Annotated in this window: 25 protein-coding genes and 1 pseudogene; 9 read left to right on the forward strand and 17 right to left on the reverse strand. The window is 47.6% G+C overall.

What is annotated here, in order from left to right:
- Positions 1-20: 20 nt before the first annotated feature.
- The 4 genes from dnaI to ACFPYJ_RS25560 form a co-directional block, all read right to left on the reverse strand.
- Positions 21-974, reverse strand: a complete 954-nt coding sequence (dnaI, locus tag ACFPYJ_RS25545) for a primosomal protein DnaI (RefSeq protein WP_379191110.1) — start codon at positions 972-974, stop codon at positions 21-23.
- 23 nt (positions 975-997) lie between these two features.
- Entirely contained in the window at positions 998-2,545 is a 1,548-nt protein-coding gene (locus ACFPYJ_RS25550) for a replication initiation and membrane attachment family protein (RefSeq protein ID WP_379191056.1), read from the reverse strand.
- Between the two features lie 125 nt (positions 2,546-2,670).
- Entirely contained in the window at positions 2,671-3,552 is an 882-nt protein-coding gene (locus tag ACFPYJ_RS25555; RefSeq protein ID WP_379191057.1) for an alpha/beta fold hydrolase, read from the reverse strand.
- A gap of 57 nt (positions 3,553-3,609) precedes the next feature.
- Positions 3,610-3,915, reverse strand: a complete 306-nt coding sequence (locus ACFPYJ_RS25560; protein ID WP_379191058.1) for a YuiB family protein — start codon at positions 3,913-3,915, stop codon at positions 3,610-3,612.
- 156 nt (positions 3,916-4,071) lie between these two features.
- Here ACFPYJ_RS25560 and hemQ point away from each other — a divergent pair, with 156 nt between their 5' ends.
- Positions 4,072-4,818, forward strand: coding sequence for a hydrogen peroxide-dependent heme synthase (gene hemQ / locus ACFPYJ_RS25565; protein ID WP_379191059.1), 747 nt, complete (start codon positions 4,072-4,074; stop codon positions 4,816-4,818).
- Positions 4,819-4,870: 52 nt separating this feature from the next.
- On the opposite strand, the gene ACFPYJ_RS25570 is transcribed toward hemQ, so the two are convergent.
- Together ACFPYJ_RS25570 and ACFPYJ_RS25575 are read right to left on the reverse strand one after the other, a co-directional pair.
- Positions 4,871-5,128, reverse strand: a complete 258-nt coding sequence (locus ACFPYJ_RS25570) for a hypothetical protein (protein ID WP_379191060.1) — start codon at positions 5,126-5,128, stop codon at positions 4,871-4,873.
- Complete coding sequence (locus tag ACFPYJ_RS25575) at positions 5,128-6,321, reverse strand: NAD(P)/FAD-dependent oxidoreductase (protein WP_379191061.1); 1,194 nt, start codon at positions 6,319-6,321, stop codon at positions 5,128-5,130. Before ACFPYJ_RS25575 ends, ACFPYJ_RS25570 begins: the two co-directional genes overlap by 1 nt.
- 297 nt (positions 6,322-6,618) lie before the next feature.
- Between ACFPYJ_RS25575 and ACFPYJ_RS25580 the strand changes: the two genes are divergently transcribed.
- Entirely contained in the window at positions 6,619-7,620 is a 1,002-nt protein-coding gene (locus tag ACFPYJ_RS25580; protein WP_379191062.1) for an NAD(P)/FAD-dependent oxidoreductase, read from the forward strand.
- A gap of 121 nt (positions 7,621-7,741) precedes the next feature.
- Positions 7,742-8,005, forward strand: coding sequence for a hypothetical protein (locus ACFPYJ_RS25585; RefSeq protein WP_379191063.1), 264 nt, complete (start codon positions 7,742-7,744; stop codon positions 8,003-8,005).
- Positions 8,006-8,034: 29 nt separating this feature from the next.
- Here the strand turns inward: ACFPYJ_RS25585 and sda are convergent, their stop codons facing one another.
- Positions 8,035-8,178, reverse strand: coding sequence for a sporulation histidine kinase inhibitor Sda (sda, locus tag ACFPYJ_RS25590; RefSeq protein ID WP_379191064.1), 144 nt, complete (start codon positions 8,176-8,178; stop codon positions 8,035-8,037).
- Between the two features lie 264 nt (positions 8,179-8,442).
- A complete protein-coding gene (locus tag ACFPYJ_RS25595) occupies positions 8,443-9,117 on the reverse strand; it encodes a YheC/YheD family protein (RefSeq protein ID WP_379191065.1) in 675 nt (224 codons plus the stop codon).
- 266 nt (positions 9,118-9,383) lie between these two features.
- Here ACFPYJ_RS25595 and ACFPYJ_RS25600 point away from each other — a divergent pair, with 266 nt between their 5' ends.
- Both ACFPYJ_RS25600 and ACFPYJ_RS25605 read left to right on the forward strand, forming a co-directional pair.
- On the forward strand, positions 9,384-10,076 hold the full coding sequence (locus ACFPYJ_RS25600; protein ID WP_379191066.1) for a response regulator: 693 nt from the start codon (positions 9,384-9,386) through the stop codon (positions 10,074-10,076).
- Positions 10,073-12,013: a sensor histidine kinase gene (locus ACFPYJ_RS25605; protein ID WP_379191068.1), complete on the forward strand. Its 1,941-nt coding sequence runs from the start codon at positions 10,073-10,075 to the stop codon at positions 12,011-12,013. The genes ACFPYJ_RS25600 and ACFPYJ_RS25605 overlap by 4 nt, the downstream gene beginning before the upstream one ends.
- Before the next feature lie 134 nt (positions 12,014-12,147).
- Here the strand turns inward: ACFPYJ_RS25605 and ACFPYJ_RS25610 are convergent, their stop codons facing one another.
- Together ACFPYJ_RS25610 and speD are read right to left on the reverse strand one after the other, a co-directional pair.
- Positions 12,148-12,594, reverse strand: a complete 447-nt coding sequence (locus ACFPYJ_RS25610) for a NucA/NucB deoxyribonuclease domain-containing protein (protein WP_379191069.1) — start codon at positions 12,592-12,594, stop codon at positions 12,148-12,150.
- Between the two features lie 109 nt (positions 12,595-12,703).
- Positions 12,704-13,543: an adenosylmethionine decarboxylase gene (gene speD / locus ACFPYJ_RS25615; RefSeq protein ID WP_379191070.1), complete on the reverse strand. Its 840-nt coding sequence runs from the start codon at positions 13,541-13,543 to the stop codon at positions 12,704-12,706.
- 248 nt (positions 13,544-13,791) lie between these two features.
- On the opposite strand from speD, the pseudogene ACFPYJ_RS25620 reads away from it, so the two are divergent.
- A pseudogene (locus ACFPYJ_RS25620) lies at positions 13,792-14,183 on the forward strand (hypothetical protein).
- A 216-nt stretch (positions 14,184-14,399) separates the two neighbouring features.
- On the opposite strand, the gene ACFPYJ_RS25625 reads toward ACFPYJ_RS25620, so the two are convergent.
- From ACFPYJ_RS25625 to trhA, 3 genes are all read right to left on the reverse strand, one after another.
- The gene (locus ACFPYJ_RS25625) at positions 14,400-14,597 is read right to left on the reverse strand and encodes a hypothetical protein (protein ID WP_379191071.1); all 198 of its coding nucleotides are present in this window, start codon (positions 14,595-14,597) and stop codon (positions 14,400-14,402) included.
- Between the two features lie 669 nt (positions 14,598-15,266).
- Entirely contained in the window at positions 15,267-15,629 is a 363-nt protein-coding gene (gene erpA / locus ACFPYJ_RS25630; protein WP_379191072.1) for an iron-sulfur cluster insertion protein ErpA, read from the reverse strand.
- Between the two features lie 120 nt (positions 15,630-15,749).
- Positions 15,750-16,394, reverse strand: a complete 645-nt coding sequence (gene trhA, locus ACFPYJ_RS25635; RefSeq protein WP_379191073.1) for a PAQR family membrane homeostasis protein TrhA — start codon at positions 16,392-16,394, stop codon at positions 15,750-15,752.
- Positions 16,395-16,746: 352 nt separating this feature from the next.
- Between trhA and mqnE the strand changes: the two genes are divergently transcribed.
- Positions 16,747-17,850, forward strand: coding sequence for an aminofutalosine synthase MqnE (gene mqnE, locus ACFPYJ_RS25640; protein ID WP_379191074.1), 1,104 nt, complete (start codon positions 16,747-16,749; stop codon positions 17,848-17,850).
- A 117-nt stretch (positions 17,851-17,967) separates the two neighbouring features.
- The gene (locus ACFPYJ_RS25645; protein ID WP_379191075.1) at positions 17,968-19,035 is read left to right on the forward strand and encodes an NAD(P)/FAD-dependent oxidoreductase; all 1,068 of its coding nucleotides are present in this window, start codon (positions 17,968-17,970) and stop codon (positions 19,033-19,035) included.
- A 55-nt stretch (positions 19,036-19,090) separates the two neighbouring features.
- On the opposite strand, the gene ACFPYJ_RS25650 is transcribed toward ACFPYJ_RS25645, so the two are convergent.
- Positions 19,091-19,360, reverse strand: a complete 270-nt coding sequence (locus tag ACFPYJ_RS25650; protein ID WP_379191111.1) for a YuzB family protein — start codon at positions 19,358-19,360, stop codon at positions 19,091-19,093.
- Positions 19,361-19,450: 90 nt separating this feature from the next.
- Between ACFPYJ_RS25650 and ACFPYJ_RS25655 the strand changes: the two genes are divergently transcribed.
- Complete coding sequence (locus tag ACFPYJ_RS25655; RefSeq protein ID WP_379191076.1) at positions 19,451-19,696, forward strand: NifU family protein; 246 nt, start codon at positions 19,451-19,453, stop codon at positions 19,694-19,696.
- Between the two features lie 107 nt (positions 19,697-19,803).
- Here the strand turns inward: ACFPYJ_RS25655 and ACFPYJ_RS25660 are convergent, their stop codons facing one another.
- The 3 genes from ACFPYJ_RS25660 to ACFPYJ_RS25670 all read right to left on the reverse strand — a co-directional run bounded on the left by ACFPYJ_RS25660 (position 19,804) and on the right by ACFPYJ_RS25670 (position 22,636).
- On the reverse strand, positions 19,804-20,592 hold the full coding sequence (locus ACFPYJ_RS25660; protein WP_379191077.1) for an SDR family oxidoreductase: 789 nt from the start codon (positions 20,590-20,592) through the stop codon (positions 19,804-19,806).
- 110 nt (positions 20,593-20,702) lie between these two features.
- Positions 20,703-21,407, reverse strand: a complete 705-nt coding sequence (locus tag ACFPYJ_RS25665; protein ID WP_379191078.1) for a Cthe_2314 family HEPN domain-containing protein — start codon at positions 21,405-21,407, stop codon at positions 20,703-20,705.
- Between the two features lie 287 nt (positions 21,408-21,694).
- Positions 21,695-22,636 carry a COX15/CtaA family protein gene (locus ACFPYJ_RS25670; RefSeq protein ID WP_379191079.1) on the reverse strand — a complete coding sequence of 314 codons (942 nt, stop codon included), beginning with the start codon at positions 22,634-22,636 and terminating at the stop codon, positions 21,695-21,697.
- Positions 22,637-22,858 lie beyond the last annotated feature (222 nt).

Genomic DNA, 22,858 nt, shown 5'->3' on the forward strand with positions numbered 1-22,858 from the left:
AGGAAGTGAACGATTATGATTTATTTACCGCGTTTATTATGCCCTGTGACAAACACCGTCTCGACATAAGGTCTGATGCGATCCATGAGACGCTGCCCTTTATGCAGTTCATCGCCATCTTTATTCGTGAAGCTAAAATGCTTCTCAAGTGCTTCTAAGCCATAATTAGAGGTATAAAAAGTAGGCTTGCGATTCATACGGTAGTTCAATATGGCACCCAGCACATGATCCCGCACCCACGGATTCAAATTCTCCGCCCCGACATCATCGAAGATGAGCAGATCCGTCTCTTTGAGCAGATCCACCGTCTCTTTGAGCTTGCCCTGCTCATGCATAAGCGATTTGAGATCCTCCACGAAATCCGGCATATATACGATTGCCCCTGTAAACCCTGCCTTCGCAAGCTCATGAAGCATGTAGCACATAAGAAAGGTTTTCCCGGTTCCGAACGATCCCGCGAGGTAGAGCCCTTCCTTCTGAAGTCCCTGCTCCTTCGTTCTGCCAATATAATTAAGCACCTGACCGACAGCTTTCATCCGCTCCAGATCCTTGGATACGATCTCATCGGCGGAATACCCTTGAGAGAGAGCCCGCTCATCGACATAGAAGCTGCGGACACGGCTGCGGATTTGTTCTTCACTCTGGCGGGCCAGCAGCTTCTTGCAGGTTACTTTACGATCCGTCATTTGTACGCGCCCGCCTACAGTCTCACAATGGAGCAGTGTGTAGTGACCCTCATAATCATTCGGACAACGATCGAGCCCGGGACAGTTCGTACAGTTCTTGTATTCCTTCGTGTATTGATAAACCCGGTTCAGGTTCAGCCGGATTGTCCCATTATCCAGTTCAGGATATTTGGATCGCAGTCCTTCTACAAGCGGGTCTGCAAGCAGGTCAGCCATCAGCCGCTCCGCCTGCTGAAGCGCATTATTACCGTTTGGAAGCTGTTTAAGCATATCGCCCAGCGACTCCATTGCCATTGTTGAATCACCTCAAATCACGTTGATTTCCCATCCAATTTACGGGCCATCCTGCGTATTTCCTCCATCTCCTCCTGCGATAGCGCTGAACCGCCAGGTGAGTCTTGAATGATGGAAATGGATGGCTTACGGCTCGTCCCGCTGCGCGCGCCTCTGGTTGAGCCGCTTCTTGGAGCACTGCTGCTGCCCGTACCTGCACCGCTATCGCGGCGGCGGTCCTTGTCCTGTTCGAGCTTCACCTGTTCTCTGACGTAGCTGACCGCTTTCTCAAACGAATCGATCTGCTTCATAAGCATATTAGATGCAACGGCATCAATGTACGTCTTTGTAACGCGCTGCGCATCATTGAGTCCAAGTACATAATGAATAAGGACATTGATAACGGAACCCTGCAGCCGGTAATTAAGATCGATGACTTCAAAGACCCGGATGATCCATTCCGGTACCGCTCCAGGGAAAAACCTCGCTATAAACCGCGTATGCGGTTCGTTTCGCATCAGCATATTATATTGATGAATGTCGCACCGGGCAGCAAGCTGGGTCGGCACTTCCATGTAATATTCAACTTGAACCGCCACTTCATCAGGCATTTCATCGCTGGAAGCGTCGCTCTGCCTGTCGTTTCCGGTGCTTTCCTGCACCGCTGCCGTCCGGCCGAACACCCGCTGGCGTTCATCGCTGCGTTTACGGTCCTGGCGGTACATTTGGTTCGCCCTAAGCTGCAGTTCGTCCATGATAAGCTCGCCATTATTCGTAAATACATGATCCTCGTCCAGCAGCCTGCACAAATCAACCACGGTCAAACCATATTTGTAAGCGACATAGTTTAGTTGAGCCAGCTGCTCTTCATTCCCGCGCAGCCTCTCCACATGACGTCTGTTCGCAGAATTACGCGGAAACCGTATTATAATTTCACCATATTGAATGCCTGCCGTCTCATACTGAGGCTTAGGCTGGGCTGCTCTGGTCGGAGCCACCTCGGTAAGCGCCTGTTCAAGCTCCAGATCAATGCTCTGCGTATTTAGTCTAAAAATATCATAGAAAGGAACAGTAATATTCTCCTTCACGAGCTCTGCTCCGGCTAATTCATCCGCTTCCTTGGCGTAGAAGGATTCGCGCAGTGCAATAACCGAATGTTTCCCTACTTTGTCACGCAGGAGCAGCGTTAAATGCGGGCTTCCAAAAAACTCATCGGGGGTGAGCGGTTTAACCAGCTCGTATTCATAGATCACATCATCGCTATCCGCTATGCCAAGCCGTGATACTTGAAGCAGACCGACCGCTTCAAGGCGTGAGGCGTGAAGCACCAGCTCCTGCCTGCCCTTTTCATTCATATCCAGCCCTAAACCCAGGAACAGCTTGCGCTGCGGTTCAAGAGGAGAATAGCCTACTCGGTCATCAGCAACCTGCTGATAGAGCTGCTGATAGAGGCCGGCTGCAAATGCACCGATCATCGGTTGATAGATGAGACCGAGCATTTTACGATCCACTGCACTTAGCGAATAATCGCGAAAGATGTAATATCGATGATGCTCCGTAAATTGATGCAAGTTACCAATCCGCATCCTATCGACTCCATCCGTTTCAACTTGTTCTACTAGTTTAACATAAAAGAAGACTCTTTTAGAGGCGCGAAAAAAAGAAAATTCCCCCGAATGAGGGAACTTTCCAGGTAGGCAATTTTTTTTCATTACCGCAGCTCTTGGGCTCCTATTCCATTCATTCCATCCTGAACACCATGACTTACGAGCTCTTCAAGCAGCTGCTGCCGCTCTTCATAGGTATCCGCCATCTCCGGCTGCTCCTGCTTAGCCATCCACTGCTTAATGACCATCGCGGTCTTGATGGGCTCATCTGTTAGCAGCTGACGGCTCGCACGCTGCACGCCATAAAGCTCCGCATTCGGCAGATGACGATAGAGCTGCTCGGCGTAATCCCTGCTTATCTTATCGGCCGTACCATAAACTAACAGCATGGGATGTTTAATCTGGCTAAGCTCCCGATTAAAGGAGGCATTTAAACAAGCTGATGCGTATTCCCGCCATTTGACTGAATCTCCTTGCAGCGCATCTTCACTCAAGACCGCATAAGAAGCTTTATTCTGTACCTCTTGGCGGACCGCACGCTTCACAATTGTTTCCTTGGCTTTCAGAGCGCTCGATATAAAGGAAGCTTGAAGATTGGATCGCGTTAGGATATCACGGTATTCAGCCATCCCCGAGATCAGTATGCCCCCGCTGAACCGCTCCGGGTAAGCAAGTAAGGCTGCAAGTACCGGGAATGAGCCTGCCCCGTATCCGCAGAGATACGCTTTCTTAATGTTCAATTCGTCGAGCAGCTGTCTGGTATCTTCAGCAATCATCGCATGTGTTAGCGTACCGTGACCTTCTTCGCTGCTGCCATGTCCGCGTATATCCAAGGAGAGAATATGATGATCTTCCTCAAGTTCCCTGCCGAGCGTATCAAACAATTGACCCGTGATACATGGCGGGTGTAGGCATACGATTGCCGATTGACCCGCACCTTGTTCCCGATAATGGATGGACACATCCTCAATATGAAAAAACGGCACCCTGCAACACCTCGGATTTTTATCCTTAGTATGGCCGTACCGCCCACTTTTTCATGATTAGAACATTTTGTAACCTCCGCGGCGAAGCAGGCGGATCGTGTAACCGCTGATATAAGCTCCGATAAGCGCGCCGATTGCAGGTAAAATATCGACAAAGGTAAACTCGCCGAAGTTACCGGCAAACGATTTGGTATGATCCCACGTCTGCCAAATGAATATCGGGAGCAGGATGATAATGAACAAATAAATCGGAAACCATGTTGTTTTGAGAAGCATATTTAGTATAAACCCGATTCCGAACATCATAACGAAGAACAAAACCGTCGCAATGATAAGCTGCAGGAAATCAACATCTGAATGCATACCGTTTCGTATTCCCCTTTCACTACGATTAGTGTAGTAGATGCCCGCTTGGAAGTCAATTTCATTTGCCATGTTGTCACAAGTCCGTCATTTGCTCTCCTTTGGATCGTTACGATACAATAGTGACGACAAGTAAATGATAAGGGAGAGATCATCATGAGTGAAGCGGCACAAACGCTGGAAGGCTGGTACGCTCTGCACGATTTCCGTTCCATCGACTGGACGGCTTGGAGACTCGCAGACGCCAAGGATCGCAATACCGCTCTGGACGAGCTTCAATCCTTTTTAAAAGAGTGGCAGGCTGTTGAAGAAGCCGGTAACGGAAGTACGGCCTTTTATTCAATCGTCGGTCAGAAAGCTGATTTTGTATTCATGCATCTGCGTGAAACTTTGGAAGAGCTGAATGCCATCGAGACTGCCTTCAACAAAACAACGTTCGCCCAGTACACGATTCCTGCTCATTCTTATGTAAGCATCGTCGAGCTGAGCAACTACATGGCACCGCCGGGAACAGACCCGATGCAGAATCCGGATATTATCGCTCGCCTTAAGCCTGTTCTGCCGAAGTGGGATCATATCTGCTTCTATCCGATGAACAAGCGCCGTGAGGGCAATGACAACTGGTATATGCTGAGCATGGATGAGCGTAAAACGATGATGCGCAGTCACGGTATGATCGGCCGGGGATATGCGGGTAAAGTGAAACAAATCATTACCGGATCTGTCGGTTTCGACAACTGGGAGTGGGGTGTAACCCTCTTCGCTAACGATGCCCTTCAGTTCAAAAAACTGGTTTATGAAATGAGATTCGATGAAGTCAGCGCCCGTTTTGGTGAATTCGGTGAATTCTATGTGGGCAATATCCTTACAGAAGAGAAGCTCGGACAGCTGCTCAGCCTGTAAAATAAAAAGCGGTTGAAGCGCAGGAAAGCCTGCTCCTCAACCGCTTTTTTATTTAATCCTCATCGTCGTCCTCTTCCATCAGCCGCTTGGCTTCCAGGTAAGCTTCTGTCTGACGATCGCGTTCTCTGCCCTTTTCCTTCAACCGTTCGATTGCAGGAAGGATAAGTATGTCAACTTCCTTCTGCACCGTATAAGCCAAGTCACGGCGGTCCTGAGACTCCAGATAAGAGCCAACCTCCATCAGCGCGTTATATCTGTCCAGTTCATCGCGCGTCAAGAGTCCGCGAACCTGTACGCTGCAGTGGCGCATTATAGGAATTTCCCTTTACGAACAACGAGTGGAATTCCGCCGATAATATATAGATAACGGATGTCGATGGCTTTCTTCAGCAGCGCAGCGACGCCGCCTTTGTATTTCTTCCCGAAAGCAAGACCTACCGCTTCACCCTTACCCAAGGAAGCTACCGTGCCTTTATTCTTGAATTCAAATTTCTTCAAGGGCTGATTGCGGATGGAAGCAACCAGATTATGAGCGCAAGTAACGCCCTGCTGCATCGCGATTTGTGCTGTAGGCGGGAAAGGACGGCCTTCCGCGTTAAACATAAGCGAGTTATCGCCAACCACGTAGATGTTATCATTGCCCGGAACGCGCAGCGAATCATCCACCTTTACACGTCCGCGCATAGTTTCAATACCGGCTTCTTCAATCAGTCGGTTGCCGCGAACTCCGGCTGCCCAAATAACGGTAGCTGCTTTAATTTCTTCGCCTTCGCCGACGATAACCCCATCAGCTGTACATTCTTTAATCGCCGTCCCAATACGGAAGGTGACGCCCTTCCTCGTAAGAACCTGCATCGCGTATTCAACAAGCTCCGGATCAAAGCCCGGCAGCGCTGACGGTGCCGCTTCGATGTTGTACAGCTTGACGAGCGCTGGATCAACATCATTTTGTTTAGCCAGTTCAGGCAAACGGTCAGCCAGCTCACCGACAAACTCGATGCCTGTGAAGCCTGCCCCGCCAACTACAAAAGTAAGATAGTCCGTGCGGTGCGGTTCGCGTTTGTAACGGGCAAATTGATATTCAATATGCTCGCGAATCAGACGGACGGAATTTATGCTGCGGATGTTCATTGCATGCTCAAGCATACCTGGAATACCGAAAGTTTCTGGTTCGCCGCCCAATCCGATAACGAGATAATCATAGGAAAGTGTACCGTCTTCCAAAATGACCTTCTTATCTTGTGTACGGATTTGCACTACTGTCGATTTAACGAAATCAATTTTAAATTCGTCAATCAGCTTGGAGATGCTCACGCGTGCATTTTCTGTCTTATCCGTACCAGCTGCAGGCATGTGCAAATGTGTTGTGAAGTAGTGATAGTCATGCTTGTTTACAAGCGTGACGTCGGCTTCGTTATAGTTCAGTTCCTTTTGTAGACGAAGCGCAGTCAGAACGCCACCGTAACCGGCACCGAGTATAACAATTTTCGGTATGTTGCTCATCGCAGAATCCCATCCATTCCATATATATCTTTTTTTATTTTTACTTTGTGAAAAATTACACAATCCAAGACAAATTTTATATCTCTAGTTTGTGAACCGCGTAACGCTTTTATGTCATTCGCGCACCGTTTCGACAAAGCGTTGTTAATACCTCACATATTACAAACTTTTCACATAAAATTCAAGGGTAAAATATACGAAAAACTTTAGAACAACATCCAATTTTCTTATTTCCTATCTGCTTGTCGCAGGGATATAATGGACGAATAGATTGAACACAATTTGGAGGTGCCATCCGTGTTAAGCTCTTCAATCCCACCTGTTTCTGTCGATATCGTCATCATCGGGGGCGGCCCCGCAGGAATGTTCGCCGCGTTCTATGGCGGCATGCGCCAAGCTTCGGTTTCCGTTATCGAAAGCATGCCTGAACTCGGCGGCCAGCTTGCCGCGCTTTACCCCGAAAAATATATTTATGACGTCGCCGGATTTCCAAAAATCACTGCCGGAGAGCTGGTCGGACAGCTCAAGCAGCAGATGAGTCTTTTCAAGCCTAACATCCATCTCGAGGAAAAGGTCCTCAAGGTCATCAAGCATGATGAACGCTCGTTTGAAATCATCACCGACAAAGGCCGCCACTTGGCAAAAGCAGTCATTGTTACAGCAGGAGTCGGCGCGTTTGAACCCCGCCGTCTGGAACTTCCGGAAGCAGCTGCTTTCGAGAAGCATAATTTGCATTACTTCATTAATGATTTGAATCATTTCATCGGACAGCATGTCCTCATTAGCGGTGGCGGGGACTCTGCTGTGGACTGGGCGCTTATGCTTGAGCCGATCGCTGCGAGTGTAACCCTTATTCACCGACGGGATAAATTCCGCGCACATGAGCATAGCGTCGAGAATTTGATGAATTCGAAGGTAACGATTCTTACTCCGTATGAAATAACTTCCCTTCAGGGGAATGAACGGATCGAATCCGTTATTCTGCAGGACGTCAAAACGAAAGAGACCAGAGAGCTCTCTGTTGATGCTGTGATCGTTAACTTCGGATTCGTGTCTTCACTGGGTCCGATCGCCGATTGGGGCATTGCGATTGACAATGGATCCATTCTAGTCGATTCTCGGATGGAAACGAACATTTCGGGTATTTTTGCCGCTGGTGATATCACAACCTACCCGGGTAAACTGAAGCTGATAGCCGTCGGTTTTGGCGAAGCTCCAACTGCGATCAACAATGCGAAGGTATATCTGGACCCAACGGCTAAACTGTCGCCTGGACACAGCAGTAACATGAAGATGTAAGGCGTGGATGAATGTACATTTCCGCGCGATTGATTTGTATTTGATACAAATGAGGGTATCCTATTCTTTAGCCTAAAGAAAGCCGCTTCCATGCGGTACAGGCAAAAGGAGGATACCCTTTATGTTATGTCCCATTTGTAATGGATTCGAGCAGATCGCAGCAGCATGTCCTTCATGTTCGGCAGTGATGAATGACTATGGCCGAACCGACGATTTCACTGCTCCTTATGCACCTTACCAGCCCTTTTCGGATCCGGGTGCAGAAGCGACCAACAATAGGGGGACGATGGCTTCGGATTTACGTTCAGAACTTAGCTGCAGACATGTCATTTATTGTCCAAATTGTGCGAAAACCTACGAAGCAGCTGTTACAAAATGGCTTTGATGGAATAAGATCAGAAGCTGTATGGTGCATTAAGCTGTAATACGTTCAAGATCGGGATTAAGCTCCCTGCGAATCATTTCCGCGCTTAGTAATTGGATGAAATCCGGCTCTAGATCGAACAGAATCGCCGAATGATAGGCATCAATGAGAAGTTCATCAGACAGCACTTCCATCTCCTCACACTCCCTTCCTTTTTATTCCTGTTCATCTTAGCATGTCTTTTTTTGGAGAACAAGCGTTCCGATTATCCACAATTGAATGTGGACAGCATGTGTGTAACATGTGGGTAATCGTCGAATAAACAGGAATATCAAAGAGGATAGTGTGGATACCTTTATACACAACCCATATGTTTACAAATCCAATAAAAAACTTTGATAGCACTCTCTGAACCTATCAACCAAATATATTAAGCCCCTCCATCATCTTGTTCCCAATTACTGAGGACGCGTATTCACTTCGAAAATCCATATCTTCCCGCTCTTATCAATCCCGTAATCGAAGCCTAACTGACCGATCCCCGGGAATTTGCTTTCCAGCAATTGTGTCGACAATCGGGTTAAGAAGCGCATTTGCTGTTTTTTCGAAGATACAGCAGCCGCGGAGATCGATCGGCGAATCCCCTCAGAGCCCGAAAGCATCGTGCCGCCGCGGCATAAATTCGTTACGAATAGACCCGGTCTAGCCAGTCTTCCCACTATAGCCGTAATGACCCATCTTCCATCAGCCTGCTTGACATGCTTCACCCGGTAATCGATAGGCCTGCCTTGTATGGTTGCCAGACGTATGCCTTTTTGAATCAAATACCGGCGTCCATTACGCATCGCATTCAAAGATTGATAGAACGCATCAAAGGATACGAAATGCCTGGTTTTGGAGTAATACGTATGATTGTAACCGCTGCTTTGCTTCGTAACCTTAATCACACCATGACCGCCGGCACCGCAGACCGGTTTAATAACAACCATACTGTGAGAAGCAAGCATATTCCTCAAATTACCCTTCGTAAATATCCGCGTCGGCGGTATATGCGGTGCAATTTGCGAATTTGAGAGCAGCACCGCAGTTTTCGCCCATTTGCTGGCCAGCTGCCTTCCCTGTCCATTACCCATTATCAGTCTTCCCCTTTCATTCAATCCTACCATTTAATATATGCCTCAAAGATATCTGTCTCTTGGATGATTGAAGGGGTTAACTCGCCTGATTTAATAGCCTGATAGAGGAAATCCACTCTTGTCTTCGTCATATGTCCAGTGCTTGAAGTCACTACAAAAGTCATGACCTGCGGTGAAAAATGATGACTGTCCCGGATAAAGCTTTCTCGTATAATAGAAGAAGACAATGAACGGATCAGGATCAGAATAGGAGCCAAGAAGACATGACCATAAAAATTATCATCGCCGACGATCAAACCTTAATGCGCGATGGGCTTCAGACGATCGTTCAGTTAGAGGATGACATGACGGTTATGGCAACAGCAGAGAACGGATCAGAGGCGTATAAGCTCGTTCGTCAGCACAGCCCCGACCTTGTTCTGATGGATATTCGAATGCCCGTCATGGACGGGATCGAAAGTACCCGATTAATCAGGCAGCATTTTCCGAATACGCTTGTCCTTGTTTTGACAACTTTTGCAGATGATGAGTATATCGTTGATGCGATGGTTAGCGGCGCTTGCGGATTTCTGCTCAAGGATATGCCCGGGGATAAACTGCTGCAAGCCATTCGCGATGCTGTGAAGGGTGAGATGATGATGCCCGCTCCGATTGCAGCCAAACTAGCCAAACGCATTTCGTCGTTATCTGAACGACAATCGCCTCGTCTCCAAGCCGCCCGGGACGGACAGCCCAGCAGCAGCAGAGGGAAGAATCACGTCGACGGCGTGCGGTTCACTGAGCGGGAGAAAACAGTCATTGCGCTAATGATCGAGGGCAGAACCAATCGGGATATTGCCGGAAAGCTGTTCATGAGTGAAGGAACCGTTAAAAATTACATCAGTACCATCTACGATAAAATCGGTACGAATGACCGGACGCAAGCAGTTCTCCTGCTGAAGGAGAGCTTATATTGAACCTTGCCAATTGGCCCAAACGGCTTCGACTTCCTTTTATCATGATCCTGCTGATGTCGGTTCTAGGCCTTGTCGCAATTGCCAAGATGCATTTCTACAAGGACGAATATATCGCCAATCCCGTCTCCGGGAAGAACATGCTGATCGCCAAAGCGCCAACTTCCCCGGGTGAAGGAGGAGGCGGCATGTCGCAGAATCTACACTGGGGCAAGGTGAGAGAAATTGTTCCCGCATATGACGGTATGCTTCCCGCAGGCTCCTATTGGCTCAAAATGACGCTCAACGGTGGAAATTGGAATCCCGCTCCCTCGTTATATCTATATAATATCGTCTACTTCCGCCTTTACCTGGACAACAAGGAGCTTTACCGCTTCGATGCCGATACCCATCCTGCTTACGTCAACGGGTCCTATAATTGGCATCTGATTCCGATCAACCAGGCTTCTCGGGGTAAAGAATTGATGATCTGGATGACCAGCGATGGACGGGATTTATTTTTGCCCTCCGTTATTGTAGAGCAGCCGGAGCATTTATATCAAACCTTATTCAAATTGGAGATCAGCAACTATTTGCTGGCTGCTTTGTTTTTCTTTTGCGGTACGGCTGCTGCCTTTTTCTATATCCTGCGAAGGGAACGGGCGCATCTGTACCTGATGTTCTTCACGATCGCTGCCGGTTACTCGTCATTCGTACGAAATCATTCCTTTCAATTATTAATTGATAATACCTGGTATGCCTATCTGCATGATATTTCACTGCCATTTTGCGTATATGCATTTGTAGGGATACTAGAGCATTTGTTTCCAGAGCTTTATCCAAGAACGCACCGGTGGCTGCGATGGCTTCTGCTTGCTTTCTCTGCTTTATGCGCGCTCTCCTCCCTAACATCGCCGCACTGGTACTATGCCTTGTTTTATACCTTCTTCCCGCCTCTGTTCTTCGTCTCGTTCGCTGTGGTTACACATACCATTTATCGGGCTTATCGAAGATATGACGGCGTTGAGACAAGCTGGGTCATGGCAGGGTTCGCACTTGTGACGTTAAACGCACTGATCCATTTATTAGGAACGACTTTTGCATCCGTCTATTTCTTCCTGATAAAATGGTTCCCTCCTCTGCTCTATTGGGATCATAGTCTGCTCTTCTGGAGTATTTTTCTGCTCATGTTATGCTTTATTCGCGTCATCTACGCCCGGTATGAGACGGTTAACCAGCAGCTCGAAATCTTTAACCGTTCACTCGAAGAAATGGTCAGCCAGCGGACGCTGGAGCTTAACAAAGCGCATATCCAGCTTACGGATTCCTTGCGCGATTCCTCTGAAGCGATGGCAGCGACTCTTGTGATGGAGGAAAGACAGAGGATCGCCTATACGATCCATGATACCGTCGGCCATACGCTGACAGCCTCGATCGTTCAGATGGAAGCGGCCAAACGGCTTCTCGAAAAGGATGCGGATCTTGCCCGCAGCAAATTTGATGCTTCCCAGCAGCTTGTCCGCAAGGGATTAGATGAAATTCGCGGCTCCGTTAGGCTGCTGCAGGAGGATCCGGCTGATTATAATTTATCTGCGGCGATTGAAGGACTAATCTTTCAGACCATCGCGGCTACAGGGGTGGAGATCATCAGCCATTTTGACGAGCTCCCGGAAATACTGACCATTTTACAAAAAAGAGTGCTGTATCATGCGCTTCAGGAGGGATTAACGAATGGCATACGGCATGGAGGCTGCAGCCAATTCACGTTCAATCTCGCAGCTGATGACCGGGCCCTCACCTTCCGGCTCAGTAACAACGGGGCTCCCTATAGTAAAGCGGAATTCGGTTTTGGACTTAAAGCGATGGAGGAGCGCGTACGGCAGCTGGGCGGTCTTTTGAAGATAGAGCCGGATGGAACAGGCACTGTATTATCCCTCGTGCTCCCTCTTAGACAGGGATGAGAATCCCGCTCTTTCTAAGCAGGATGACAGGCACACTTGCCGGTGTTCGTAAGCCAAGAAATCCCTCTTCGATGAGATGCCGTGATGGGTTGATTGGACCCAAGCATCTGTTGAAGAGGGATTTATTTTTAGAACTATTTGACGATGAAGTGCACCTGGGTTCCATTCTCGTATTTCTCCAGCTGATTGCTGACCCAAGAACCGGCCCCGCGATTATCCGAGGGGCTTATGTATTCGATATCGGCACCAAAGCCGCCTTCCGCACACATCGCCATCGGCCACTCATCGCGATCATAGCCCTTCTTGGTCGGAATGCCCTTGAGAGATTCTTTACGATTCTCATCTGCTTCATCACGGTCAATCGTACAGACCGCCGACTCTCCTGATGCAATCGCATCCTTGATATGCTTGCCGGTCTCAGGGAACCGGTCTTCAGGGAAGAGCAGTGTAATTTGGCTGGAAGAATCGACTGAAACGGGCTGCTGCACGTGATCCGGCTGATCCGGCTGCTGAAGCTTCTGATATCCGATAATGAGTAGGATGACAATAATAATAAGTAGAGAAATCATCTTTCTGTTCACCCTGTTCTGACACCCCCTGATGTAAATGACATTCCAAATTGTAGCACAGGGGTGCTCTTATGAACAGAATGCAGAGCAGAATGAACCGTTTATTATAGATGCTGCTTGATTAGGAGGACGGCGTTTCCTGCTTCACTCCCGTGTAATTGATGTTCTTCCCGTAGAAAATCTCGTCCATTTCCCATTTCACGCTCTCTGTAATATCCTGCTGCTCCGCGTCGGAAAGCTTGTCCTTCGTATAACCGAACAAATAATTGTTCAGATCAAATTCCCTAAGCTTACATTTGGTATGGAAGATGTTCTCTTGATAGACATTGACATCAATCATATGATATTGATCCTTGATATCCTGCGGAATGTAGTTCTGAATCGAGCTGATATCATGATCAATAAATAGCTTGTGACCATTAATATCTCTTGTGAAGCCTCTAACCCGGTAATCCATCGTCATGATGTCTGTATCAAACGAACGAATCAAATAGTGGAGCGCTTTAAGCGGTGAAATCTCCCCGCATGTGGACACGTCAATATCGGCTCTAAACGTGCTTATCCCCTCGTCCGGATGGTATTCCGGATACGTATGGACGGTGATGTGGCTTTTGTCCAAATGCATCAGCACCTTGCCTGGGATCGGTCCCGGCGATTCATCGAAGGATTCCGCCTCTGCACCGGCTACCGGCCCCTCGGATACCAGCATCGTCACACTTGCCCCTTGAGGATCATAATCCTGTTTGGCAATATTGAGCACATGCGCACCGATTATATCGGACACTGTTGTTAAAATATTCGTTAGACGTTCTGCATTGTACTGTTCATCTATATATTCAATATAAGCTTCCCGCTCTTCTTTGGTTCTCGTGAAGCAAATATCGTACATGTTGAAGCTTAATGATTTCGTCAGATTGTTAAAACCATGCAAAGTAATACGCTGCTCTGGCGTTAATTTCATCCTTCTCTTCCCCCTCCGGTGTTGTCCAATCCTTGTAATATTTCCTTTTTCAAAACTGATAATTCCTCATCTTTCATTAAACATCTTTGCCGATCTCGTACCCTCAGCCCCGGAAGCCAAATTATATCATGGAAGTATCATTGAGTTTCAGCAGAATTATTAATTGCATTTTCAAAAAATAATCTGAATGGAACATTTCTCCCTGCGCATGCGTCAATTGAAAGAGGCAATCGGGGAAGGTGAGAGTCATGATTATTTGGATAAACGGTTCATTTGGAGCTGGTAAAACGCAAACCTCATTTGAGCTGCACCGAAGATTGCCGGATTCCTATGTATATGATCCCGAAAATGCAGGCTATTTTATAAGAAAAAACATCCCTAAAGAAACCTTAAGGAGCGAAGTGTCAACCATTTCACTTTGATGGCTTCCAGGGAGAAGATTCTGCATCGATTGCGTTCGAGGGGAGATCAGGCTGATTCATGGGCTGCACAACAGATCGACCGCTGTTTGGAAGGTCTGTCTAATGAAGTGTTCAAGCTGCATCTTCATACGGATAACATGCCGATAGAGGCCGTCGTTCAACTCATTGCCGCGCAGCTGCACCTATCCTTGCTGCCTGATAACAGAAGCATGCTTTGAAAACAACTCGACCGATTACGAACACAACTCAGACATATCATTTTTTCAATAACATTTAATAGAGAAGTTGTACTTATTTGCAGAAAGGGGACGAGCTTGGTTCAAACGGGGATTAGCTTGATCTCCCTCGTAGGGAGGTCTGCTTGGCTTATGATTTGGGGGCGGGCGGAGCCGAAGAAATAGATCATTTCACAATTAACAATATGTGAGCGTTATTTAGCCTTCCAGATCGGATTGTGGCGCCCCAAAGTAACTTAGCGGAATCTCGACCTCTTCAACGACAACATCCTTGATGCTTGTATCTCTATCAAACTTCCAAGCCTCGTAATAATCCTTTTCCATATAGGCTTTCACATGAAACCGGCCAATTTTAAAGGACACTTTAAATCCAATAAATTTATCATTGCTTAACATTTGTATTTGATGTCCTCCTTGAAGCTTATGCTAAAATTTATCAGTTGTAGAAAGCTCTTACACTGTCACAGTATACATACATTTCGGCACTTTTTCCAGATTTACTTCATCCCAATAATTCAAGTAACTACTCTATATGCGATTTCCTTTTCTTTTGCTATACACAAAAGACTGTCTGCACGTATAATGGGCCACATACATGTTCCGCAGACTTTTACTTTAGGAGGTCATTATGGTAATCTCGCTTGTTTTCATATTCATTTCAGGCATTATTTAAGCGGTACTAGGAATTCCAGTCATCGGTGGACTCATTGTAATCGGTACCTCATGGTCGATACTTGGATTTATGTTCATCCTTCACCTTATCACGCTAATTTTATGCGTTCGAAGCAAGCACAAGGTAACCGGAAGTATTCTTGGCTTGGCTGCGTCTATTTTCGGCTGGATTCCATTTCTCGGTATGATCATGCATATACTCACGGCTGTATTCTTATTAATTGCTGCAGCTAAAACTAGAAGAGCGTAAAATGCTGATTTCAGCAGCTCGCCGCAATCCTTCAACTGTGCGAGCTTTACATGTTTTTTCACACAAAAAAAGAACGACCTCTCGCAGCGATATTAGCGCTCTAATATCGTTTACAAGAGGTCGTTCACTTCTAGCTCAAACGATTAACACTCCCCGGCTGCAGCCGGTTTGCCTGCATCCGCAGCCGTACGGAAGCTCGATCCGCAGCCGCATGTAGCGGAAGCGTTCGGGTTATTGATGGTGAAGCCGCCGCCCATGGCGGATTCCTTGAAGTCGATTTCGAGGCCGTTCAGGTATTTGATGCTGTCTGTATCGACAACAACTTTAAGACCGTTAAGCTCAAGCGCCTTATCGTTCTCATGCTGCTCATCATCAAAGCCCATTCCGTATGAAAAACCGCTGCAGCCGCCTTCCTTCACACCAATCCGCAAGAACAAATTCGGCGTGTCCTCAGACTCCAGCATTTCTTTTATTTTCTCATTGGCAGATTCGCTAATGTTGATCATTTTCGTTTCCCTCCTAAGTTTTACAATGTAAAACAAGTCCTAACCGCAATCTAAAGACTTCTGAGTTACTTACTTTTATTATACTCCACCTTGTCAATGGTCTCAATACACTCTTGTGTCCTACCAAGGCAAAATAAACATGAGGATGGCAAAGAAATGAAGAACAGACCCGGCTAGAACAAAAACATGCCAAACCGCATGATGATAAGGAAAGCTCCGCCACATATAGAATACGGTTCCTACAGTATAAAATAAGCCGCCGGCGATTAATAGGTGCAGGCCGTGAGGCGCAAGATGTGCGCTAAGCGGGCCCCAGGCAAATACAATCAGCCAGCCCATCAGAATATAGAGAATGGTTGACGTGAACAGAAACTTTGATGCGAAGAAAGCCTTGAAGACTACGCCGCAAACCGCGATTCCCCAAACAATACCGAATAAAGTCCACCCTGCCGCACCTTGAACCATATGAAGAAGAATCGGCGTGTACGTACCCGCAATAAATAAGTAAATGCAGGAGTGATCCATAATTTCAAAGACTCGCTTTGCTTTGCCCTCCGGAAAACTGTGCACCAAGGTTGAACTGATGTATAGGAGCAGCATCATCGTTCCATAGATCGTAAAGCTGACGACATGAGAAGCATCGCTCTTGATTGCAGCGAATACAATGAGCAGCACCAGTGCAGCCACACTGAGCACCGCGCCAATTCCATGTGTCACCGCATTGGCTACTTCTTCTCTGCGTGAATAGGTGTGTGTATTGGCCATCTTTCACCTCGCTTGCTGACGAGCCTTGGAAGGCCGCCATTTTCTTCTATTGTACCGCAAATCCATATGTTTCAAAAGGCGCACAGCAGTCGCTGGATCGTTCATCCATAATCACTGGCTGGAGTTTACTTGTCTTTAATAGTTGCCGCTCTCCGTGCAGAGGTTTATAATAAGGTCAGTTCATCAATGTGGTCGGCCATTACAGAGCGAGTAAGTTACTTTTTTCACAAAGTACAGGTCGATTGCTATTTTCACGTATTTCGGCTGTATTAGTCACATGCGTCACACGTCACAACATTATATTAAATCCGGACCTATAACAAAGTGCCCGGCGGACTAGGAGGAAGCCGTCATGAACATCGCAATTCCCACAGAAGACAAGCAAATGCAGCTGATCGTAGAGAAAGTTCGTTCGGGGCAGCGATTAACCCAGGAAGATGGTGAGTTCCTGTATCGTTCCGATGACCTGCTCACAATCGGACAGATGGCCAATGAGGCTAATCTGAAGAAGAACGGACGCAAAGTTTATTTTATCGAGAACATGAGTTTATATTTCACCAATGTTTGTGAAGCTCACTGTGCCTTCTGCAATTTCCGTAAGGACCAAGGCGAAGAAGGCTCTTACACGTTGTCAGGTGAAGAAATGATTGCCTATGTGGAGCAGCATATCCACCCGGATGTCCGCGAGTTCCATATCGTTGGCGGGCATAACCCGCATGTGCCTTTTCAATACTACGTCGATTCGTTAAAAGCGTTGCATGAAAAATATCCGCAAGTTGCGCTTAAAGCTTACACAGCAGCAGAAATTGATTTCTTCTCCCGTATTAGCGGCCTTACTTACAAAGAGATCATTCAAGAACTTATGAAGGCTGGCCTGCAAAGCCTTACCGGCGGCGGGGCAGAAATTCTGTCCGATGAATACCGTAAAAAAATGCGCGTCGACAAAGCGGATGTCTCCCAGTACCTGGAGGTTCATCGCACGGCGCATAATTTGGGGCTTCGCACCCATACAACGATGCTTTACGGATCTGTGGAGAAACATGCGGACCGCATTCATCACATGGTGCAAATTCGCGAGCTTCAGGATGAGACGAACGGGTTTCAGGTCTTTATTCCCCTTTCCATGCAGCCAATCAGTCCTAAAGCCGGCATACGCCGCCGTAACTCTGCATTCGAAGATCTCAAAACGATCGCGATCAGCCGCCTAATGCTTGATAATTTCCAACACATCAAAGCCTATTTCATTAACATCGGCACCCAACTGACGCAGGTTTCCCTGACAATGGGCGCGTCAGACGTTCACGGGACGATGGTTAAAGAGCGGATCAGCCACTCTGCAGGTGCGTTAACACCAGATGGAATTACTCGCGAAGACTTGGTTTGGCTCATTAAAGGTGCAGGCCGCATTCCTGTAGAACGCGATACCTTCTATAATGAAGTTAAGGTTTACGAATAAGAAGGTTTTGCCTCTTCAGCAAGCAACATCACCCATGATGGCTGAAGGGGTTTTCGCGCATACTACTCCATATAACAACAGCAATGATTTAAACGCATAAGAAGGTTGGGATTGTCCATGAAAAGATTTGTGATTCTCGGTGGAGGTTATGGGGGGCTAACAGTTGCACAGCAGCTGCTGGAAGGAGATCTTCCTGAAAATACCATAATTGTACTCATTGATCGAATGCCTTTTCAAGGTTTGAAGACGGAATATTATTCCTTAGTTGCGGGAACGGCTGCAGATATCGATTTAAGAGTTGCATTTCCTTCCGATCCGCGTCTCATTGTGACATATGGCGAAGTCACGGATGTTGACCTTGATGCCAAACAAGTTATTATTGCGGGACAAGAGCCGCTTGAGTATGAATGGCTTGTTGTTGCGCTTGGCTGTACAGATAAGTATCACGGCATCGAAGGAGCCGAGCTGTATTCCAACAGCATTCAAACGTTCTCTGGCAGCCGTAAAACCTATCAAGCCTTAAATGATGTAAAGCCGTATGGTCAAGTCACCATTGTCGGGGGCGGGCTCAGCGGTGTTGAAGTAGCTTCGGAGCTTCGTGAGGGACGCCCGGATCTGAACATTCGTATTATCGACCGCGGACCAAGCATCCTGTCTGCTTTTCCAAACAAGCTGCAGTCGTATGTATCATCCTGGTTCATTGAGCATGAAGTGGAGATGCGAGGACATGTTTCCTTAAGCCGCCTCCAAGAAGGCGTGCTGTATGACAGCAACAATCCAAGCCATATTCTGACCGATGTGACCGTATGGACAGCTGGCATTCAGCCTGTACCGATCGTTCAGCGCATGAACCTGCCTAAGGACAATCAAGGAAGGCTCGTTATCAATGAATACCATCAGCTGCCGGATTACAACGAAGTATTCATCGTCGGTGATTGTGCATCCCTTCCCTTCTCTCCAAGCGGACAAGCTGCAGAGGCACAGGGCAAGCAGGTAGCAGAAGTGATGCAGGCGATCTGGAGCGATAAAACACCTAAGCTTGGCAAGATTAAGCTTAAAGGCGTTCTGGGTTCTCTAGGTAAAAAGGCCGGCTTCGGGCTTATGGGCCGGACGCCGTTAATGGGCCGTGTGCCTCGTGTGCTCAAAAGCGGTGTATTGTGGATGTCGAAGCATCATTTGGGTTAGCAGAATTTGAAGCTGCTTGGCTTCCTGCTGAGCCTTGGCTCTGCAGGATTTGGAATTACAGATCATCGATGAGCCGATCCAAGGCTTCACGCTCCGCTTGCTGATTGTCAATCGCCTGCAGGATCAGCACCTCTAATTCTTCAACAGATGAAGCGGCTATAATTTGACCGTCAACCATGCCGAATGGCGCTAAGTAGCATTCACCGCAATTGCCCAGGCAGCCGTATTCAATAACATCATAATCCGGATTTTGTTCCAGCTTCTTCATCAATGTCCCCGTGCCGTGATGCATGTTGCTTGCGCAAAATTCAATAATTGGTTTTATCATTTATGATTTCTCCCGGCTATACGTGTTGATATCCATTTTCATTTGATCTACTTTGTACTATAATAGGGGAGAAAGGAGTGGATTGCAATGAGTGAACAAGTTCAAAGCTCGATGTATGATGAAGTATTGGACGTTCTCGATAAGCTGCGTCCCTTTCTACAACGCGATGGCGGTGACGTTGAGCTTGTAGACGTAGAGGATGGCATCGTAAAGCTTCGTTTGATGGGCGCTTGCGGCAGCTGCCCAAGCTCTACGATTACGCTTAAAGCAGGTATCGAACGTGCTCTGCTTGAAGAAGTTGAAGGCGTGCAAGAAGTTATGCAAGTATTCTAAACCAAGCCGTTCAATAATGGTTTAACAATAAGAGTCTTACCTCCGATTCCGACGCCTCGAGGCAGGGAATCACGGGTAAGACTCTTTTTCTGCTGTATCTTAGTTCGTTATGTAGGCAAAATATTTGTTTTGATGGGATCAAACCCGCCTGTCACATCCATAATATTGCCGGTTAAATAATCCGATTGAGGTAAGCAAAGAAAGGCAATAACGCGTGCGACATCTTCACCGCTTCCCGGGCGGCTGCTTGGCGATTCCTCATCCTGTTCACCTTGAACCTCATTTATGGTCCGCTCTTTATTCCCGCCCCTTATGTCACCTGGGCAAACCATATGAACGGTAATGCTGCTTGCAGCTTCCTCAACTGCCAATGTCTTCGTGAAAGACACCAGGCCGGTCTTTGCTGATGCATACACTGCGCGCTGGGGCCACCCTCGGCCTTCGCCCGCATGACCGAAGCCAAAATGAATAATTCGGCCCCATTTGTTCTCACGCATTCGCGGAAGCAAATGATGATCCAGCAGCATAACGCCAAGCAAATTCCCATTAAGCAATGTGATGATATCCGCTTCATCGTAATCAGCAAACAACCGTCGTTCCCGTATGAAAGGCCCTGCATTATTAATTAGAATATCAATACTGCGGTTATGCGACCAAGCCAGAGCATCTGCTGCAAGCCTTGCTACCTCATCTCGCTTGGCGATATCGGCCTGTATGGCGGTAGCTCTGACACCGAACTGCTGTATGAGGTCAGCAGCAAGATGAAGCGCTTCCTGTTCACTTGTCACATAATTGAGAACAATGTCGCAGCCCATACGGGCCAGCATAAGTGCAGTCATTTTCCCTAACCCTTTGGCACTGCCGGTTATTAAAGCCGTTCTGCCTGTTAGCTCCATTCGATCCTCCTAAACGTTTTGCGCAGCAAAACCATAAGCATTCACCCAAGTTTTACGGAGCAAAACTAACTTCGTAAGCATTCCAATATCATCACTATAGCATATTGGAATCATTTCCTCATCTGTCTGATCGCTTGCTCGAAGGTGACTTTAAGAATGTCCATAACCATGGTGAACCCATGTGCCAGATCTTCCGTTTGTTCGGCCAGATTCTCCAGTCGATGCAGCTCGCCGTAGGCTTCGTGGCTTTGCTTCAAATCATCTTGAAGCTCAGCATTCATATAATGAATCTCGGTGTTCCTCCGTTTGCGGAGTCTGGCGGTGGCCTCCTTATACTTCTCCTTGAGTGCCGTTAATGCCTGCGTAAGCTGAGGATAAGCATGCCGCTGATCCATGGTCCGCAGGACGGTAAAATAAGAAAAATGCACTTTGACCCGCTCTGTCTGCAAGCTGAAGATTTCGTTCATCAGCGTTCCCAATTTATCAAGCAGCGAAAACAATCGGATGAAAGCATTCTTGTCAAAATATACATGTCGATGATAATGAAGGAGCTCCTCCGGGGACATCTCATCCACCGATGCTGAGGTGATGAATGCAGCAAATTTTTGGGCGGCATACTGACTTTGCTCCAGCTCATCTAACGAGGCCAACAGGCCAAGGGTCCAAATTTCATATTTACGCAGTTTATGATTCTCATCCTGATTGACCGCAATTCGTTTATGCAGAAGAGCAGCAAACTGCTCCATTACTTTCATCGTCTCCAGAAGCTTACCCTCCGTCTTGCGCGGCGGTTCACCAAACATCATACGAAGCATCGTTGCTCCCCCCAAGCCATAAGCCATAACCAGCCATGTTCCCTAGAATACCCCGATATGGGCTCCCTCAAGCATGAACCAGCAAAAGCGGTTTATGCATCTACCAAAGAAGCCGTATACGCGCAGCTTCCTGCCTTGCGTATACGGCTTCAGTATCATTTAATATAGAATCAATCACACGGCGCTTGAGTTTCTGCCGGGCTGTGAATAAAGATCAACCGGTGCATCGATAAGAACCGAGCCGCCTTCCCGGCATAATGTTTCTATTCATCCGCGCAATTGGAAACTCATCCATTTCCCCGCTCTTCACGACGCCTTTTCCATGCACGAATCATCATATCCGCTAGTATAGCGAAGAACCCGGAAACAATCATATTATGCAGAATACTCGTGAAAACGAGCCAATCGGAATTGTTCAACGTGGTGGTTAGGACAGCACCGCTCAGAATTTGGCAGCAGACCAGAATGAAAGCAAGTGCTGCCGATCGGCGCAGCTCCGGAACATCCCTGCATACGCTTCTGACATGCAGCCACATGCCGACAGTAAGCAGAAACAGGACAACAGCGGCCAGCCGGTGGATAAACACATACAGCGTAGCACCCGTCAGCTCAGGCACAAACTGCCCGTTGCATAACGGCCATCCATAGCAGCCGCCTGCCGAGTCGGTATGCCGGACGAAGGCACCAATGTAAATAACCAAGTATGTGTAAACCAATGAAACCAGCAGAACCACAATAACGGACCGGGGTACAGGACCGCTCAGCTTGTCTCCTCTGCCTCCGCTGCGGATCATCCGATTAGCCCACAGCACTAAGAGCAGCGTACTTGTGAAAGCTAAGATTGAGATGCCAAAGTGCAGCGCCAATACAGCAGAAGACTGCGGCCAAACTACAGCTATTGCACCCAGTACAGCCTGAAGCACGGTAAAAAAGCCCGCGCAAGCCGCGTGTACGATTGCTTCGCGATATTGGCGATAGAAAACGATCGTCACAATAAACGTGGCGAGCACGAGCAGCCCAACTAATCCGCTTATGAGCCGATGTGAATATTCAATGAGAGATTCTACTGTATAAGCAGGAATAAATTTACCATTGCAAAGCGGAAAATCATCCCCGCATCCACGACCAGAATCTGTATTCGTTACAAGTGCGCCGGCCAGCAGCACGAGAAGCATTCCGATGCACGTCGCGAGCGCGAGCGTGCGATACCGGCTAGATATCAAAGCCATCACCCTACTTCCGGAAATAATCATTCTCAATTATAACGAACAAATTCGACAAATACCATGTTGAAAATGTGAACACGAGGACGGATCAGCCTCATGCTCCGCTGCCGCTTAAACCGAACCGGGTGCAGCCCCAATCGCACGGCTTGGCGGTGCATGCTGGCTGTCAATCACATTAGCCCTTGAATACAAAAAAAGCGCCCCCAGGCAGCCGAGGGGTCGCCT

The organism is Paenibacillus solisilvae, assembly GCF_042656405.1.
In the GTDB taxonomy this organism is placed as follows: domain Bacteria; phylum Bacillota; class Bacilli; order Paenibacillales; family Paenibacillaceae; genus Paenibacillus_Z; species Paenibacillus_Z solisilvae.

Coding starts and splice junctions, on each gene's coding strand:
- ACFPYJ_RS25645 (WP_379191075.1), top strand. CDS start 17,968: ATGAAAAGATTTGTGATTCTCGGTGGAGGTTATGGGGGGCTAACAGTT.
- speD (WP_379191070.1), bottom strand. CDS start 13,543: ATGAAATTAACGCCAGAGCAGCGTATTACTTTGCATGGTTTTAACAAT.
- ACFPYJ_RS25600 (WP_379191066.1), top strand. CDS start 9,384: ATGACCATAAAAATTATCATCGCCGACGATCAAACCTTAATGCGCGAT.
- erpA (WP_379191072.1), bottom strand. CDS start 15,629: ATGATCAACATTAGCGAATCTGCCAATGAGAAAATAAAAGAAATGCTG.
- ACFPYJ_RS25575 (WP_379191061.1), bottom strand. CDS start 6,321: ATGAGCAACATACCGAAAATTGTTATACTCGGTGCCGGTTACGGTGGC.
- sda (WP_379191064.1), bottom strand. CDS start 8,178: ATGGAAGTGCTGTCTGATGAACTTCTCATTGATGCCTATCATTCGGCG.
- trhA (WP_379191073.1), bottom strand. CDS start 16,394: ATGGCCAATACACACACCTATTCACGCAGAGAAGAAGTAGCCAATGCG.
- ACFPYJ_RS25595 (WP_379191065.1), bottom strand. CDS start 9,117: ATGGGTAATGGACAGGGAAGGCAGCTGGCCAGCAAATGGGCGAAAACT.
- ACFPYJ_RS25550 (WP_379191056.1), bottom strand. CDS start 2,545: ATGCGGATTGGTAACTTGCATCAATTTACGGAGCATCATCGATATTAC.
- ACFPYJ_RS25570 (WP_379191060.1), bottom strand. CDS start 5,128: ATGCGCCACTGCAGCGTACAGGTTCGCGGACTCTTGACGCGCGATGAA.
- ACFPYJ_RS25655 (WP_379191076.1), top strand. CDS start 19,451: ATGAGTGAACAAGTTCAAAGCTCGATGTATGATGAAGTATTGGACGTT.
- ACFPYJ_RS25625 (WP_379191071.1), bottom strand. CDS start 14,597: ATGTTAAGCAATGATAAATTTATTGGATTTAAAGTGTCCTTTAAAATT.
- ACFPYJ_RS25665 (WP_379191078.1), bottom strand. CDS start 21,407: ATGCTTCGTATGATGTTTGGTGAACCGCCGCGCAAGACGGAGGGTAAG.
- ACFPYJ_RS25560 (WP_379191058.1), bottom strand. CDS start 3,915: ATGCATTCAGATGTTGATTTCCTGCAGCTTATCATTGCGACGGTTTTG.
- ACFPYJ_RS25660 (WP_379191077.1), bottom strand. CDS start 20,592: ATGGAGCTAACAGGCAGAACGGCTTTAATAACCGGCAGTGCCAAAGGG.
- dnaI (WP_379191110.1), bottom strand. CDS start 974: ATGGAGTCGCTGGGCGATATGCTTAAACAGCTTCCAAACGGTAATAAT.
- ACFPYJ_RS25585 (WP_379191063.1), top strand. CDS start 7,742: ATGTTATGTCCCATTTGTAATGGATTCGAGCAGATCGCAGCAGCATGT.
- mqnE (WP_379191074.1), top strand. CDS start 16,747: ATGAACATCGCAATTCCCACAGAAGACAAGCAAATGCAGCTGATCGTA.
- hemQ (WP_379191059.1), top strand. CDS start 4,072: ATGAGTGAAGCGGCACAAACGCTGGAAGGCTGGTACGCTCTGCACGAT.
- ACFPYJ_RS25670 (WP_379191079.1), bottom strand. CDS start 22,636: ATGGCTTTGATATCTAGCCGGTATCGCACGCTCGCGCTCGCGACGTGC.